12 protein-coding genes and 1 pseudogene are annotated in these 14,995 nt (G+C 39.3%); 2 read left to right on the plus strand and 11 right to left on the minus strand.

The window, feature by feature from the left end:
- Positions 1 to 86: 86 nt before the first annotated feature.
- Both BN1206_RS08545 and BN1206_RS08550 read right to left on the minus strand, forming a co-directional pair.
- Positions 87 to 1,580, minus strand: a complete 1,494-nt coding sequence (locus BN1206_RS08545) for a peptide MFS transporter (protein ID WP_014566213.1) — start codon at positions 1,578 to 1,580, stop codon at positions 87 to 89.
- A gap of 108 nt (positions 1,581 to 1,688) precedes the next feature.
- Positions 1,689 to 4,223, minus strand: a complete 2,535-nt coding sequence (locus BN1206_RS08550; RefSeq protein WP_013438707.1) for a M1 family metallopeptidase — start codon at positions 4,221 to 4,223, stop codon at positions 1,689 to 1,691.
- Between the two features lie 200 nt (positions 4,224 to 4,423).
- Here BN1206_RS08550 and BN1206_RS08555 point away from each other — a divergent pair, with 200 nt between their 5' ends.
- A complete protein-coding gene (locus BN1206_RS08555) occupies positions 4,424 to 4,786 on the plus strand; it encodes an aggregation-promoting factor C-terminal-like domain-containing protein (protein WP_013438708.1) in 363 nt (120 codons plus the stop codon).
- A gap of 158 nt (positions 4,787 to 4,944) precedes the next feature.
- Here BN1206_RS08555 and BN1206_RS09665 read toward each other — a convergent pair.
- Positions 4,945 to 5,542, minus strand: a pseudogene (locus BN1206_RS09665) (ATP-binding cassette domain-containing protein); the annotation flags it as partial.
- A 463-nt stretch (positions 5,543 to 6,005) separates the two neighbouring features.
- A complete protein-coding gene (locus tag BN1206_RS08565) occupies positions 6,006 to 7,004 on the minus strand; it encodes a cytochrome C5 (RefSeq protein WP_156172747.1) in 999 nt (332 codons plus the stop codon).
- 156 nt (positions 7,005 to 7,160) lie between these two features.
- Here BN1206_RS08565 and BN1206_RS08570 point away from each other — a divergent pair, with 156 nt between their 5' ends.
- Positions 7,161 to 8,408: an MFS transporter gene (locus BN1206_RS08570; RefSeq protein WP_013438710.1), complete on the plus strand. Its 1,248-nt coding sequence runs from the start codon at positions 7,161 to 7,163 to the stop codon at positions 8,406 to 8,408.
- Positions 8,409 to 8,457: 49 nt separating this feature from the next.
- Here the strand turns inward: BN1206_RS08570 and BN1206_RS08575 are convergent, their stop codons facing one another.
- From BN1206_RS08575 to BN1206_RS08600, 7 genes are all read right to left on the minus strand, one after another.
- Complete coding sequence (locus BN1206_RS08575; protein WP_052543259.1) at positions 8,458 to 8,961, minus strand: O-acetyl-ADP-ribose deacetylase; 504 nt, start codon at positions 8,959 to 8,961, stop codon at positions 8,458 to 8,460.
- A 378-nt stretch (positions 8,962 to 9,339) separates the two neighbouring features.
- Entirely contained in the window at positions 9,340 to 10,617 is a 1,278-nt protein-coding gene (locus tag BN1206_RS08580; protein ID WP_052543260.1) for an RNA-guided endonuclease InsQ/TnpB family protein, read from the minus strand.
- A 22-nt stretch (positions 10,618 to 10,639) separates the two neighbouring features.
- Positions 10,640 to 11,050 carry an IS200/IS605 family transposase gene (gene tnpA, locus BN1206_RS08585; RefSeq protein WP_014566129.1) on the minus strand — a complete coding sequence of 137 codons (411 nt, stop codon included), beginning with the start codon at positions 11,048 to 11,050 and terminating at the stop codon, positions 10,640 to 10,642.
- A 129-nt stretch (positions 11,051 to 11,179) separates the two neighbouring features.
- Positions 11,180 to 11,293: a transcriptional regulator gene (locus BN1206_RS10210; RefSeq protein ID WP_082104778.1), complete on the minus strand. Its 114-nt coding sequence runs from the start codon at positions 11,291 to 11,293 to the stop codon at positions 11,180 to 11,182.
- A gap of 123 nt (positions 11,294 to 11,416) precedes the next feature.
- A complete protein-coding gene (locus BN1206_RS08590) occupies positions 11,417 to 12,274 on the minus strand; it encodes a sugar ABC transporter permease (RefSeq protein WP_013438713.1) in 858 nt (285 codons plus the stop codon).
- Between the two features lie 2 nt (positions 12,275 to 12,276).
- On the minus strand, positions 12,277 to 13,635 hold the full coding sequence (locus BN1206_RS08595) for a carbohydrate ABC transporter permease (protein ID WP_013642538.1): 1,359 nt from the start codon (positions 13,633 to 13,635) through the stop codon (positions 12,277 to 12,279).
- 79 nt (positions 13,636 to 13,714) lie between these two features.
- Positions 13,715 to 14,941 carry an extracellular solute-binding protein gene (locus BN1206_RS08600; RefSeq protein WP_014566218.1) on the minus strand — a complete coding sequence of 409 codons (1,227 nt, stop codon included), beginning with the start codon at positions 14,939 to 14,941 and terminating at the stop codon, positions 13,715 to 13,717.
- Positions 14,942 to 14,995 lie beyond the last annotated feature (54 nt).

Here is a 14,995-nt window from a genome sequence, read left to right on the forward strand (position 1 = left end):
TAGCCACACCAATGAATGATATCAACGTTTTATAGGCGATATTCGCTCAATTAATTTTCTACTTTTTCAGTAGGATTATTTTTCAACTAGTGTACGCCTTCCATTAAGACGTTAATTTTTTTAACTAAAGCAAACATAATAATGCCGAAGATTGCACTCACTATACCAACAGCCAAGAAGTATTGAACTTCAGTACCAGAAGAATAGAATTTAACAATTTGGGCGTTAACTGCCTGACCGGTTGCATCAGCCATGAACCACATACTCATCATTTGTGAACGGAAAGCATTTGGCGCAAGCTTAGTCGTAATTGACAAGCCAATTGGTGAAATCAGCATTTCCGCAATTTCAACCAAGAACCATGAACCGACAAGCCATAATGGACTAACTCTGCCACTGGTACCAAAGAGCATCCCTGGCAAAGCCATCCACATGTATGAAAGGCCTGCAAATACAAGACCTGCAGCGAATTTACCTGGTGCACTTGGTTGCTTTTTCCAGTGTTCCCAAAGCCAAACGAATACTGGCGTCAAGATCATAATAAACAATGGGTTAAGTGACTGAAAGTTAGCTGCCGCAAAGTGCCAGCTGCCAACATGAAGCACAGTTCTTTGTTCCGCAAAAAGTGCTAAAACAACTGAACCGGATTCTTCTATTCCCCAGAAAATAGCTGCGGCGAAGAATAATGGAATATAAGCTTTAACACGTGAACGTTCAATCTTAGTAACCTTAGGGCTCCGGAGCATCATGACGAAGTAGTAGATTGGCAACGCAATAGCCAAAATAGTAAGCAAAGTAATAACGTTATTAACGTTTAATTGACCTACACCAGCCATTGCAGCTAATACAATAGCGATTGCGACAATACCAATAACTACCCATTTAATAATGTTGAGCAAATCGCCATTATCAATTGGGTCATTTGGCGTCAAACTATCAGTTGAAAGATATTTTCTACCACCAAGAGTGTATTGCACTAAACCCAAGAACATACCAATAGCGGCAAGTGAAAAGCCGGCATGGAAGTTCCATTCGGTGCCAAACACGTTAAAGCCGAAGCCTTGTGCTGCCCATGGTACAAGGAGTGGTGCAAGGAATGAACCAATATTAATACCAAAAACAAAAATACTAAAACCAGCGTCTCGACGACGATCTTCTACAGAGTAAAGACCACCAACCATTGAAGATACGTTAGGTTTAAGCAAACCCGTACCAACCACGATCAAAGCGATTGAGGCATACAATGCACTAACACCAGCTGGCAAAGCCAAAACAATGTGACCGAGCATAATCAAGACACCACCATAAAAGACGGTCTTTCTTGAACCCCATACTCTATCTGAGAGCCAACCACCAACTAAGGTAGATAAATAAACAAGCGAACCATAAATTGACATGATTGAAGCAGCGGTAGTTTGGTCCATACCAAGACCACCCTTGGTAACTGCGTAATACATGTAGAAAAGTAAGATGGCACGCATGCCGTAGTAACTGAAACGCTCCCACATTTCAGTGAAGAATAAAGTGGACAAACCCTTTGGTTGTCCGAAAAATGCTGTATCTGAATCTCGTTTACCCAAAGAAAAACTCCCCTCTTATCTAAGGTAAGCAATAAAAGATATTATACCACGAAAAATAAGGATTCACTTCTTACATAGTGGATCCTTATTTCTTTAGCTATTTATTTTTTAGTCAATTGCCTTAGCAACTGCACTGTTTACAGCATCTTTTTCGTCTTCGATCAAGTTAACCTTGCCTTCGATGACCTTAATGTCCATCTTAATTTCACGACTAAGAAGTGGAATATTTACCTTAGGTTCAAAGAATTCCTTGAATTCCTTAAGTCTTTCAGGAGTATGGAAGACACCGGTAGTAACTGTGATAAATGTAGCGAATTCCATGTCGCCACCAACAGTCTTATCAAGCCAGTCCCAATCTTCTCTGATCCAGTCCCAAGCAGCTTGTTGACCATGGTGGTTTGCAAGAAGTCCACGGTACCAACCACGAAGGTCTTGTGGCTTAATGACGTCAGCATCTTCAAACTTGTCAACGATTGAGTTAACTTCAGCCTTGTCAATGGTGCTGGTTACAGCTGCACGTAAGTCAGCCTTGTATGAAGCATCTGCAGTTCTTTGGTATTCCTTGATCAACTTAGCAACTAAGTCGTGACTGCCATAGTTCTTAACTTCATTGATCAAAACATATGGACGAACATCAGCATTCATTGCTTCCAAATTGTCTTCATTTTCAGTGAAGATCTTATGAGCTGCCTTAATTGAGTCAGCATTTTCTGCGTAAAGACTAGCAGCTAATTCATATGGACGAATTTGAATATCTTCATCGCTTTCGCCAGCCTTAACCTTCCAGCCTAAGCGAGCAACTTGATCCTTAGATAAGAGATCGTAAAGCTTCTTCAAGTTCTTTTCTGCGGCAGAATCTGGTTCAACGAATTGACGCAATTTAGCAGCAGTAGTGTACAATGCGTTGATTACCAAGCTTGACTTAGAATCTGCAAACTTAGTAAGAAGTGGCACGATTGAAGCGTATGAAATTTGCTTACCTTCTGCCAAAAGTCTAAGGTCTTGCAATAATTGCAACTTATCAATTGGTTCAAGTTCGTCAACCTCTGACAATATATCATCAAGCAAAGTCTTGTCGTACTTAACGATGAAGTGTGAGTTGTTGCCAATGTTAAGTCTAAGTGGGTGACCTGCTTCTTCACGGATAACCTTGTAGTTACCTAAGTCTAATTCTTTTTCAGACATAATCTTAGGAGCGTCGAAGTTTGCGTTCAATGGAATTTGCCATTGTCTACCCTTGTCTTCACCTTCGCCAACGAAGAATTGCTTTTGAGTAAGCTTCAAGTGACCATCTTCATCGATAAATGCGTTAACTACAGGGTAACCTGGTTGCTTAAGCCATGAGTGCATAATCTTACCGATATCAAGATCAGTAGCAGTTGAAAGTGCATCCCAAAGATCATCACCAGTGGCATTGCCAAACTTGTGGTGATCGAAGTAGTACTTAAGGCCCTTTCTCAAAGCATCGTCGCCAAGAAGTGAACGAACCATGACTAACATTCTTGAACCCTTAGCGTAAACGATGGCACCGTCAAAGACAGAGTCAATATCAGCTGGGTCGTTAATTTCCATTTGAATTGGTTGAACACCGTCTGTAGCATCACGTGATAATGCGGCAGCAGCTTCACTAGTTTGGAACATTTCCCAGATGTGCCAGTCAGGTTCCAAAGCGTCAACTGACAAGTATTCCATCATGTTAGCGAAACTTTCGTTAAGCCATAAGTTGTCCCACCACTTCATGGTTACCAAGTCACCGAACCATTGGTGAGCCAATTCGTGAGTAATAACAGTGGCAACAAGCTTCTTCATTTCAAGACTAGTGTTGTCTGGGTCAAGCAATAAGTAAGCTTCACGGTAAGTTACAAGACCCCAGTTTTCCATGGCACCAGCACTGAAGTCTGGCAAAGCAAGTTGTAATGATTGTGGAAGTGGGTACTTAGTTTGGTAAAAGTCTTCGTAAAATTCAATTGCGCGTTTAGCAATATCTAGGCCAAAGTCCAATTCCTTAGGTTTGTGAGCCTTAGTTGCGTAAACACCAATCAAAACGCCATCCTTAGTGTGAGTAGTCTTTGATTGTAAGTCACCAAAGGCAAATGCGACAAGGTAGCTTGACATACGAACAGTTTCTTCAAAGTGGTGGTAGCCATCTTGGTCAACTTCAACTTCTGGCATGTTGGCAAGTGCAACTTCGCCGTCTTCTTCATCCCACTTAAGGGCAAGGGTGAAGGTAGCCTTAGCTTCTGGTTCATCAACACATGGAAATGCTTGACGAGCAAAAGTAGTTTCAAATTGCGTACCGATAATTTGCTTCTTCTTGCCTTCTAATTCGTAGTATGAAGGGTAAATACCCATCATAGTGTCGGTAAGTGGTGCGCTATAAGCAATTTCGATTACGGCTCTGCCAGTTACGCCAGTTTCAATCTTGATTGCTTCGTCTTTTTCAACTACTTCAAAATCAACGTCCTTGCCATCAACCTTAACGCTGTCGATGGTCATAAACTTTTGATTAATGAATACTGGGTTTTCAATTACGTCACCAGTAATAGTAGAAGTACCGTTAATCTCTTTATTCTTACGGTTTACATTGATGCGCAAATCGTAATGTTCTGGGTGAAAAATTTCATAAAAACGTTTTACAGCCATTTTGACCTCCTAAATAATACATATTTCCCTTAAATTTTACCAAACTAAGGACGTAAACGTTTAAAAAAGGCTAATTATTCTTGATTGTAAGAGTGACGTTGTCATTTTGTAACACTGCTGTCACATTGACCTTGTACTATATAATCATAGTCATTAAGAAATAAATAATTTTTTTAAGTTTTAAATAAGGAATGAATAAATTGAATAAACACGTTAAATCTACTTTAGTAAAAATCTTAGCTGCATTAGCACTTGCCTTTGCATGTGTCGCAGTTGCCGAAACTTTTTCTACCAACTCAGGCAATCAAACTGTACAAGCCGCAACCAGAAAGCTTTCAAAGAAAGAAAAGGCTGCTAAGAACTGGATCGCAATGCGCGAATCAGGTGGTAGCTACACTGCTAGAAACGGTGTTTGTTACGGTAAGTACCAATTAAATATCAGTTACTTACGTGGCGACTTATCACCAAAGAACCAAGAACGTACTGCTGACAACTACGTTTACGGCCGTTACGGTTCATGGGTAAATGCCAAGAAGTTTTGGTTAGCTCACAACTGGTATTAAAAATAAAGGTTCATTATTCACTACTTAATTCCCAGAAAAATAAAAGAAAAAACAGTTTAGTCCAATTGACTAAGCTGTTTTTTTGTTGCGTTTAAATCTTATTTGGGGCAAAAATTTGTGGGATGAAGATTCACCTCCATCCCACAATAGGTATAACATTATTTATTATCTTGTAAATAAATCTCTCTATCAAAAAGATCATGTAATTCCTTCGACCAATTATGTGCAATAAAGACAATTGCTTCAGGGCCTTGTAAAATATTCTTTAAAATTTTCAAAGTAGCTTTTTCATCAATAGCTGATGTTCCTTCATCAATTAATAGTAACTTACTACCATAGACCTTAGTCCTTGCTAAAACAATTTTTTGTCTTTGACCACCCGATAGATTCAATTGATCCAAATTAATGTATGTATTTATGCCATTAGGCATTTTTTTAGGTCTGTACCTAATTGCATTTTTTAGCAACTCCTTCAGTTTCACCATCTAACTTATTATTAAACATTGTAATATTTTCCTTAATTGTTCCTGGAAAAAGCGTAGGATCTTGAGGAATATATCCAATTTTAGCTAAATCAGGATGAATTTGCTGACCATTTTTATCTTTAAAAATGATTTTTCCTTCGGTAGGTTTTAATTCCCCTAATATTAACTTAAATAATGTGCTTTTTCCTGTACCACTGTCACCTGATAAAAGAATTTTTTCGCCTGATTTAATTGTAATATCAGGATATGAAACAACCTCACCATTACTAAAATGCTCTTGGAGTTTAACTATTGATAGTTTCGCAAAATTAGCAATATTATTTTGACCATTTTCTGAATTTCCGTATTTTCAGGATCTCTGTATCCTGCTTTAGCATTTTTTAAAATAGCTATTTTATAAGGAAGTATTACTATGGAAGCTTTATTAGATTTGCAAGTCTTGACCACAGAAATTGATCCAGAAACTATGAAAAAAAAGGAAGAATTTGAAGATAGTTCTACCTGTCGTAACACATTTATCTGTGCCAACTAAAAAATTATGAAATGTTCTCATATTTAAAATACTACTAAAATTCGATTTTATTAATTCAAGTTTTAGTAGTATTTTTATTTTCCTAGACTAAATGGTGGATCATAAATCTATGAATTCGTAAGCTGATTATTTTAGACAAAATAAAAGTGCTAGATGAGGATTCCATCAAATCCTCATCTAACACTAAATTAAAGTTTTTTCCTTATTCAAAATTATCTTGTTTTACAAACCGATAAATTGCAATGACCAACACCATGATTGAGCAAGCCATACCGACATAAGCCATTGTTCCGATGTGTACCGCATTATTAGCGGCTGCTCTGGTCATTTGATTTTCCATGGCATAACCGACAACCCATCTACGCATCAAAACTGGCGTTAGAACAAAACTGATCGTTGTAATTAATGACGTAATCAAAGTGGCATTTCTTGAATATGGCTCTTTAAAGAATTGAGCCAAAACACAGATAGCTGGCGCAATCATTAAAAGCATGATCCAAATAATGATCCAGCGCCCAGAACTACTACTCATCATTTGTGCACTGTTAGTTGCGTAACGATATGAGCTCCAAAGCTGACCGCCCGTGATAGTGTTAAGCAAGCTTAAGAAATATGAACCTTGTTGACCGTAGTAGCCACCGTTATTTGAAAGCACGCCTTGGACGATTTGGAAGCTATCGGTTGATCCTGCCGATGAGAAGTCGACCGTTACAACCTGCTTCATATAAGTTGCCAAAAACATAACCATTGAACCACCAAGTTCAAAGGCACGTAGCATGCTCAATTTTCTAGAAGCCTTCATATGGAATTCTAGACTCAGTACACGATTTGGGTGATGACTGCGTCCGATAATAAAAATTCCAATGATGACAAGTACGAATAAAGCAGCTAGACCCCACCACATTTTAATCATAATGAAGAATAGGGCTAAAACGATGATCGCTACGGAAACATAAGGACGGTCCGAGAAAATCGTCCAAAAGTTTAGCTTAACGTGATGATAATTCTCTCTAGAGATATTTTCTCTAGATGCACGAGCAACATTAGCATGATCAATTGGTTGCGGATTGCTAATTTTCCTACTTCTAAATTTTTCTCGGCTATTTACTTTGCTTCTTGAATAATTAATCCGGGATTGATCAGCACCTGCTTGGCTATGCTCTTTTTTCATCCGGTATTCTCGCCGTGACATATGTGCCATCTTTTGACAACTCCTTCCTCGAATCACTATCGTAGCACATTATAATTGCAATAGTTACGCTTTATATAAGAATTTGAGGGAAATTTTAGCTTTTTGCATGTGCTAAAATTAATATTATTGATTAACATTTATTTTTAGCTTGAAAGAGATGACTTTTTGACTACTGCAAAATCTAGTGCCTTTCCTGCCGGCTGGCATAAGGCCTTTTATACCCTATGGCTAGGCTGTTTTATTACCGGTATGGGTTACTCAATGACCATGCCTTTTGTTTCTCTATTTATTTCAGATTTGGGCAATTATTCTAAATTACAAATCAACCTTTACTCAGGTCTAGCTTTTGCCATGACCTTTATTGCCCAGGCAATTGTTTCTCCTTATTGGGGCAGTTTAGCTGACCGTAAAGGCAGAAAGTTAATGTGCATGCGTGCCTCTGGCGTGATGGCAATTACTATTACCTTGACTGGTTTTGCTCCTAACGCCCTTTATATCGTCGTTATGCGTTTTATTCAGGGCTCTTTTTCAGGTTATATCAATAACGCAACAGCATTAATGGCTAGTGAAACGCCACATCAAAAAAGTGGCTGGGTAATGAGCCAGATGATGACGGCTGGTACTGCTGGCAACTTGGTTGGGCCACTTCTGGGTGGTGCCTTATCTAGCTTTTTCGGCAATTTATTAGGCGGTGCCTGGGGCTATCGGATTCCTTTCTTCATTACTGGTGTCCTGATGTTCATTGTATTTTTGGGTACAACATTCTTGGTTCACGAAGACTTTACGCCAATCTCTCGTGAAAAGATGAAGCCAATGGGCGAAATCATGAAGAGTTTGCCTCATTTGAAACTGATTATTATCATGTTTATCACTACAATGATCGTTCAATCTTCCACTATGTCTATCGATCCGATTGTTTCACTCTATGTTAAATCAATGATGCATGGTAGTGGTGACGTAGCTTTTGTAGCGGGTGTAGTTGCAGCTACTCCAGGGTTAGGTACATTGATCGCCGCTTCTAAGATTGGCCACAAGATGGACGAAATCGGGCCGTTACGTGTGTTACGTTTAGGTTTAATCATTGGAGCTGTATTGTTCGTACCAATGGCATTGACAAATTCTCCATGGGTATTAGCATTTCTACGTTTTATCTTAGGGATTGCCAGTGCAGGGATGTTGCCCGCTGCTCAAACAGTATTAACCCTTAATACTCCATCTGAGAGCTTTGGCCGGATTTTCAGCTATAACCAGTCCTTCCAAGCTGTTGGGGCTGTCCTTGGATCAATGATGGGTTCCACCATTTCTGGCTTCTCTAATTATGCGACTGTTTTCTGGGTAACTGGATTTACGCTATTAATTAACTTCATTTTAGTGTTAGTCTTTGCCTGGGGAATTTCTTATAGAAACAAATAATAAAAAAATAAGACTGTTTAGTTCTTCTTCAGACTAAACAGTCTTTTTCTTATGCCGCAACTTGCTTGTATAACTGATACATCCTATCATCATACGCACAAAGGGCAACTTGCATTTTATATTTTGAGTTTTCTTTCTGCCATTCAGCAATCGTATCATAGGCAATCTCGGCTGCTATCTTAGCAGGAAAGCCAAATACACCAGTTGAAATAGCTGGGAAAATAATGCTATGCAAATCTGCTTTTTTAGCTAAGTCTAAAGAATTACGATAGCAAGCCCTTAGCATATCACAATCACTAGACTTACCTGAATACACTGGACCAACTGTATGAATTACGTGCTTAGCTGGCAGATCATAGCCTAAGGTGATCTTTGCATCCCCTGTATGACAACCATGCAAAGTCATACATTCTTCAAGCAAATGAGGGCCGGCAGCCGCATGAATCGCACCATCAACACCACCTCCACCAAGAAGTGAATTATTGGCTGCATTCACTATTGCATCAGCCTTCATCTTAGTAATATCACCTTGTATAATTTTAATGTCAGTCATTTTTGTGTCCTTATAAAACTGTTTCTATTTTTACGTTTTAATTCTAACACGTTAGATCTCACAATAATTGGAATAGTCCAAAAGCAATTGTAGATATTTTATTATTTTTGAAAAGTTTTGCATATTAAGGAATAATGACATAAAGACAACTTAGCCTTTTTTATACCTACACTGCTCTATTCTCAAAATGAACTACCACCCATCAGATAGATGGGTGGTCTCTTTTTAGAGATCTTGCGAACACCTAGACTTGCCACGTTCACTCGAAAATGTGGGCTACTTTCATAGCCGACTGTAGTTTTTTAATACCTACAACGTGATAGCGGTCGGGCTTTTTAGCAGGGTCTAGTTCCATACCCACTAATTATTTACAGCAGTCTAGCAAACTGCTCTGGCTAGGATATTCTTAGCTGCGTTAACATCGCGATCATGCTCGGCACGACAAAACGGACAAGTCCATTCTCTTACGCTTAGCCAGTCGCGTGTTTTCATATGCGCAAAAGCAGGATTTTTTTGTCCGCAGTCTGAACAAATCCGGCTAGTATATTGCGGTGGGACAACAATCAGCTTCTTGCCGTACCACTTGCACTTATATGCCAGCATTCGTCTAAACATGCTCCAACCTGCATTGGCAATATTACGCGCTAATTTGTGATTGCCTAGAAGATTCTTGGTTTTCAAATCTTCAATGGCAATTACATCATAGTGCTTAACAAGCCAAGTAGTTGCTTGCTGGATGTAGTCTAGGCGAATATTGTTAATCTTTACTTGATACTTGCTTTTAGTCTTTCTAAGCTTTTGCCAGTTGGCAAAGTCGTACTTATCAATCTTAGTCTCTTTGTGTTTTTGATTGAAACGTGCCACTCGCTTCTCAACTGCAGTCCGGTTACGATCACAATGGCTTTGGCGCAAATTTTTAGCTTTTTCTGCTTCAAAAGTTTGCGGTACGCTCCAACGGTGATTATCACTGGTTACTAGCCATTCATTGCCTAAGCCGACATCAATGCCGATCATCTTGCCGGTCTTTTGCGTCTTGGCTTGGTATTGTGGTAATTCTTCCTTCTGATCAGCTACGACAAAGCTTAAATAGAAACGGTCAAGATCAGCGCGATAGACGACCATCATCCGCTTAATCACCTTATGCTTTAGTCGATTAAGTGAACTGGTTTCTACAAATATTGGCTTTCTCGTTCCAATTCTGAGGCAGTATTTATTCACTGTCTGAATCGGGTAGAGCAGACTGCCATCTTTGCGCTTAGAAGGGACATTCTTTAAAGTGGCACTTTGGCGGTAGAAATGCCGTCCTTTAAATTTAGGTGGCTTTCTGCCAACCGGTGTCTGCTTGAAGAAGGCTTCTTGGGCATTGCAGTAATATTCAACTGTTGCCTGCAGAGATGTGGAGTTTGCTTTTTTTAGCCAAGGATATTCCTGCTTTAGTCTTGGCAAGAGCTTTTTTAAGGAAGCAGTTGATGGGAATAATAATTTCTTATTATTTTGATACCGCTTGTCGGTCATGTCTTTAATTTGATTCCATAACCAACGGTTAGCACCAAACAAGCGCCAAAAGTAAGTCTTTTGTGCAGTAGTCGGATACATTCTGATTTGTGCTACACCGTACTTGACTTCATCAAGGGCTGGGTTTGACTTTTGACGCATGGATTATCTTCTCCTTTCTAATCTACTTAAATGGGCGCTCCCATTGAGTTTCTACATATTGCTTGATGGTTTCTTCTGAACAGTTGCCAACAGTTCTTGCAAAATATGATGGCGACCATAAATGATGATGGTACAGGCTTTCTCTGAGTTCCGGCTTTTCTTTAAAGAGCCATCTAGCGGTCGTGCCTTTTAGCTTCTTAATCAAAACTGTAACCGACATCCACGGGGGCATGACTACTTCCAAATGAACGTGGTTAGGCATCACCGTTAGCGCTTCAACTTGACAGGAATTATCAGCGAGGATTTCTCTTATTTTCTGATCTAGCAGTTCACGGCATTCTTGATCTAACACTTTTTTGCGGTATTTGGTTACCCAAACAAGATGATAAATCAAGATCGAGACACTAGAAGAAGTATGATATTCTTTTACCATTAAATCTCTCCTAAACACATATAGCATAAGCTTTTTAGCTTATTTATATTATATCATTAAAAGCAAAAAGGAGGAGAAACAAATTCATCCCCTCATCAATAGATGAGGCGGTATTCTTTGTTTCTCCTCCTAGCTTTCTTTTCTTATTGCATAAAATGACTTAGTCAATACATCCCCAGCCATCTGACTTTGACTAAGATTCAATCGCAGTCTTTCTTGTCTTAACGCTTCCCCAATCTTCATTTCGTCACTTCCTAATTCTAGTTATGTTAATCATCTTAAGTTGATTGTATAACTTCGCCTTTAAAAGCAAACAAAAAATGCCTTGCCGAAGCAAGACATTTTTTAGCATAAGCAAATTTTTGATTAACCTTTATCAGCACCTGCAGTAATACCGTTAACGTAGAATTTCTGCATGAATACGAACAAGATAGTGATAGGGATAGCGATGATTACACACCCTGCAACGAATTGTGCGAAGTATGCAGTCGCATTACCTTTGGCTGTGTGCACCATGTTGTACAAACCATAAGCAACCGTGTAAGTTTTAGCATTTCCTGAGGTTGAAAGAATAATACCTGAGAAAATGAAGTCTGTCCATGGAGCAATGAAAGCAGTCAAAGCAGTGTAAACAATCATTGGCTTTGAAAGTGGTAAACCAATGTGGATGAATACTTGCCATTTAGTAGCACCGTCGATTTCGGCAGCTTCGTCGATTGATCTAGGAATAGTATCGAAGAATCCTTTAGCAACGTAGAAGCCAAGGCCGGCACCACCAACGTAAACCAAGAATAAGCCAAAGAGGTTTAACATGTTAAGACCCTTTAAGATGTAGTACAAAGCGATCATTGACATGAAGCCTGGGAACATCCCAAGAACCAAAGCAATTTGCAAGAAAGGTTTTCTAAATCTAAAACGAAGACGTGACAGAACGTAAGCAACTGAAATAGTCAAGAATGTTGAAACGATCATTGATGCAAGAGAAACAATCAATGTGTTAATAATCCAGTTACCAAATGGATATTGTGGGTTCGTAAAAATTCCAATATAGTTCTGCAACGTGAATTGTTCTGGCCAGAAGGTCGAAACAAATCCAGTATCGTTATATGAGAAACTTGCTAAGACGATCCACACAATTGGTAAAATCCAGATAATTGCTAAAAGTGCTAAGAGGATATACCGAAAGATTAATGAGAGCCGTCTTTGATTTGTATATGACTTCATGTCTAGCCCTCCTTGTAAGCATTAGTGTGTCTGTAGGCTATCAGCGAGACGACCGCACTAATAATGAAGATTAAGATACCTAGTACCGCTGATGCGTTATAACGTTGCTCTTGCCCGAAGGTCAAGTTATATAGCCACGTTACCAGCAAGTCAGTCGATCCGGCGCCGTTATATTTACTGTTCATTGGTGCACCACCAGTCAGCAAGAAGATAACGTTGAAGTTGTTGATGTTACCAATGAATTGTTGAATAAGTGAAGGTGCCATAACAAATAAGATTTGTGGGAAAGTGATTGATCTGAAGATTTGTACTGCGTTAGCACCGTCAATCTTGGCAGCTTCAATTTGATCCTGTGGTAAGTTTTGGATAATCGCAGTTGAAACTAACATTGAAACTGGGATACCAATCCACATGTTAACGATAATAACGGTTAATCTTGCAACTAATGGAGAAGCTTGGTTGTCAATAAAGTGAATTGGCGAACTAATCCAGTGCAAGTTCATCAAGATGTTGTTCAAAGCACCTTGGTAGTCCAAGAATTGAGCCATCATCAAAAGTGATACGAATTGTGGGACAGCCCAAATAATTACGAAGATAGTTCTCCAGAATGCCTTGTACTTAATACCCTTTGATTCGATCAATAAGGCAAGCAGTACTCCGAAGAAGAAGGTAGTAGCAGTAGCAGCTACAGCCCAAATTAAAGTCCAGCCTAATACTGGGAAGAAAGTACCAGCAAGGTCACCACTAAGCACATTACCGAACGCTTGGAACCCGGTCCAAGAGAAGGCAATTGGGTGTTGACGATCATAGTTGGTAAAAGCCATCGAGATCATGAAAACCGTTGGCAAAACCGTGAAGAACAGAATACCAAGTAATGGAATAAACATTAAGGTTGCGTGCAAACGAGTGTCGAGCAAACTCTTAAGTTCTTCAACGTTAGTTGCGATATGTTCACCATCACGCTTCAAAACGTAGTTGTGTCTAGTTGATTTTAAGTTGGCGATGTAAAGAGCAATCATTGCAATACATAACATGATAGCCAAAACACCGAACAGCAAAATCAAAACTGAGTTTGAAGGTTGCTTGGTGACATAAACACCTTGCGCGGCATCATAGACAACTTTTTTTGTTTTATCAGTACCTAATGTAGCTAACGAGTTTAAAGTTGGAACACCGCTAAGTACGAACCAAGCAATGAATACGATTTCTGAAATCAGAAATACGAGCCCTTTTGCCCATTGCTTGTTGGATAAGGCGTTACTACCCATTATAAAGAATGATAATTTGGTAGCAGCATCGCCTTTAGACCATACTTCGCGATATGTTGCTTTAGGAGCTACATGCTTTTTCTTTAGAAACATAACTTCTCCCCTTCTTAGGCAAAAAGGTTGGAATTTTTTGCCAACCTTTGCTTATGCTTTAAGAAATATTTGATTTAAATTATTTCTTTGAAATATCTTTTTGCAATTTAGCAAGCTTTGCTTTGTATTGTGCTGGCTTGATCTTGCCGTCGTAAGTACCACTGATAAGTGGAGCTGCTTCGTTCCAGAATGTTGCCATTTGTGGAAGCATTGGTTGCAATACTGAGTTACCTGGCTTAGCCATTTCAATTACAGCTTCAGCAACTGGGTCAGTCTTAACAGCGCTTGAGTTTACAGCAGCCTTAAGTACAGGAATTTGACCAGCTTCCTTGTGGGCAATTAATTGAGCTTTCTTGTTAGTGATGTAAGCAGCTAAATCTGAAGCAGCCTTAGCATTCTTGGTGTGTGAGTTAACTGCGAAGCCTTCGATACCAAGGAATGCTTCCATTTGTACTTTCTTACCACCAACGTCAATCTTAGGATACTTAGCAACTGCGAAGTTCTTGCCTAAGATCTTCTTAATGTTAGCTGCGTTCCATGGACCATCAAGAATAGCTTGTGCGTTACCCTTCTTCAATTGGTTCAAAGCGTTTGAAGTTTGCATTACGCCCTTGTTGTTCTTTTGAGCTGCGTACCACTTCAATGCGTTTACACCGTTTTGTGAGTTCATAGTTGAACCCTTAAGGTCTTCACCGTTGTCACCGTAAAGTTTTGTACCTGCTGAGAACATTACTGGCCACATTACGTATGCGTTAGTAAAGTCAGTAGCTACAACACCCTTAGAGGTTAAAGTCTTCCAATCCTTAACGTCATCTGCAGAAAGCTTAGACTTGTTGTAGTAAATAGTTTGAGCTTGTTGTGCGTATGGGAATGCGTAAATCTTGTTCTTCCAAGTTACACCCTTTGATGCAACGCTAATGTAGTTAGCCTTAATGTCTTTAGTTGCTGAAGGTGAAAGTGGGTTAATGTAACCAGCTTCAGCCATTTGACCTAATTGGTCGTTAGGAACTTCAAATACATCGGCAGCCTTTGATGGGTCCTTACCAACATCAGTCTTAGCGTTAGCTGAACCGTTAGGACTTTGAACAACACGAACCTTAATGTTCTTGTTCTTCTTAGTAAAGTCCTTAGCAATTTGCTTGTAGTAAGGAACTTGTTCAGTATCTACCCAAAGGGTCAAATTAGCACTCTTGTTTGAGCTGCTACTACTACTTGATGAATTTGATGAGCCGTTTGAACAAGCTGCAAGTGACATAGCAGCTAAAACAGCAGTACTACCTAAAGCCATTTTCTTCCAAAACTTCATGACTTTTTCCTCCTAAAAAATCAAAACAATAAACAATTTCTTAACAACAGTAGC

This window comes from Lactobacillus sp. OTU4228, from assembly GCF_001006945.1.
GTDB classification, from domain to species: Bacteria; Bacillota; Bacilli; order Lactobacillales; family Lactobacillaceae; genus Lactobacillus; species Lactobacillus amylovorus.

Excerpts from the sequence above, each read along its gene's own strand:
- BN1206_RS08550 (WP_013438707.1), bottom strand. The coding sequence starts at position 4,223 with ATGGCTGTAAAACGTTTTTATGAAATTTTTCACCCAGAACATTACGAT.
- BN1206_RS08565 (WP_156172747.1), bottom strand. The coding sequence starts at position 7,004 with ATGGCACATATGTCACGGCGAGAATACCGGATGAAAAAAGAGCATAGC.
- BN1206_RS08575 (WP_052543259.1), bottom strand. The coding sequence starts at position 8,961 with ATGACTGACATTAAAATTATACAAGGTGATATTACTAAGATGAAGGCT.
- BN1206_RS08580 (WP_052543260.1), bottom strand. The coding sequence starts at position 10,617 with ATGCGTCAAAAGTCAAACCCAGCCCTTGATGAAGTCAAGTACGGTGTA.
- tnpA (WP_014566129.1), bottom strand. The coding sequence starts at position 11,050 with ATGGTAAAAGAATATCATACTTCTTCTAGTGTCTCGATCTTGATTTAT.
- BN1206_RS10210 (WP_082104778.1), bottom strand. The coding sequence starts at position 11,293 with ATGAAGATTGGGGAAGCGTTAAGACAAGAAAGACTGCGATTGAATCTT.
- BN1206_RS08590 (WP_013438713.1), bottom strand. The coding sequence starts at position 12,274 with ATGAAGTCATATACAAATCAAAGACGGCTCTCATTAATCTTTCGGTAT.
- BN1206_RS08595 (WP_013642538.1), bottom strand. The coding sequence starts at position 13,635 with ATGTTTCTAAAGAAAAAGCATGTAGCTCCTAAAGCAACATATCGCGAA.
- BN1206_RS08600 (WP_014566218.1), bottom strand. The coding sequence starts at position 14,941 with ATGAAGTTTTGGAAGAAAATGGCTTTAGGTAGTACTGCTGTTTTAGCT.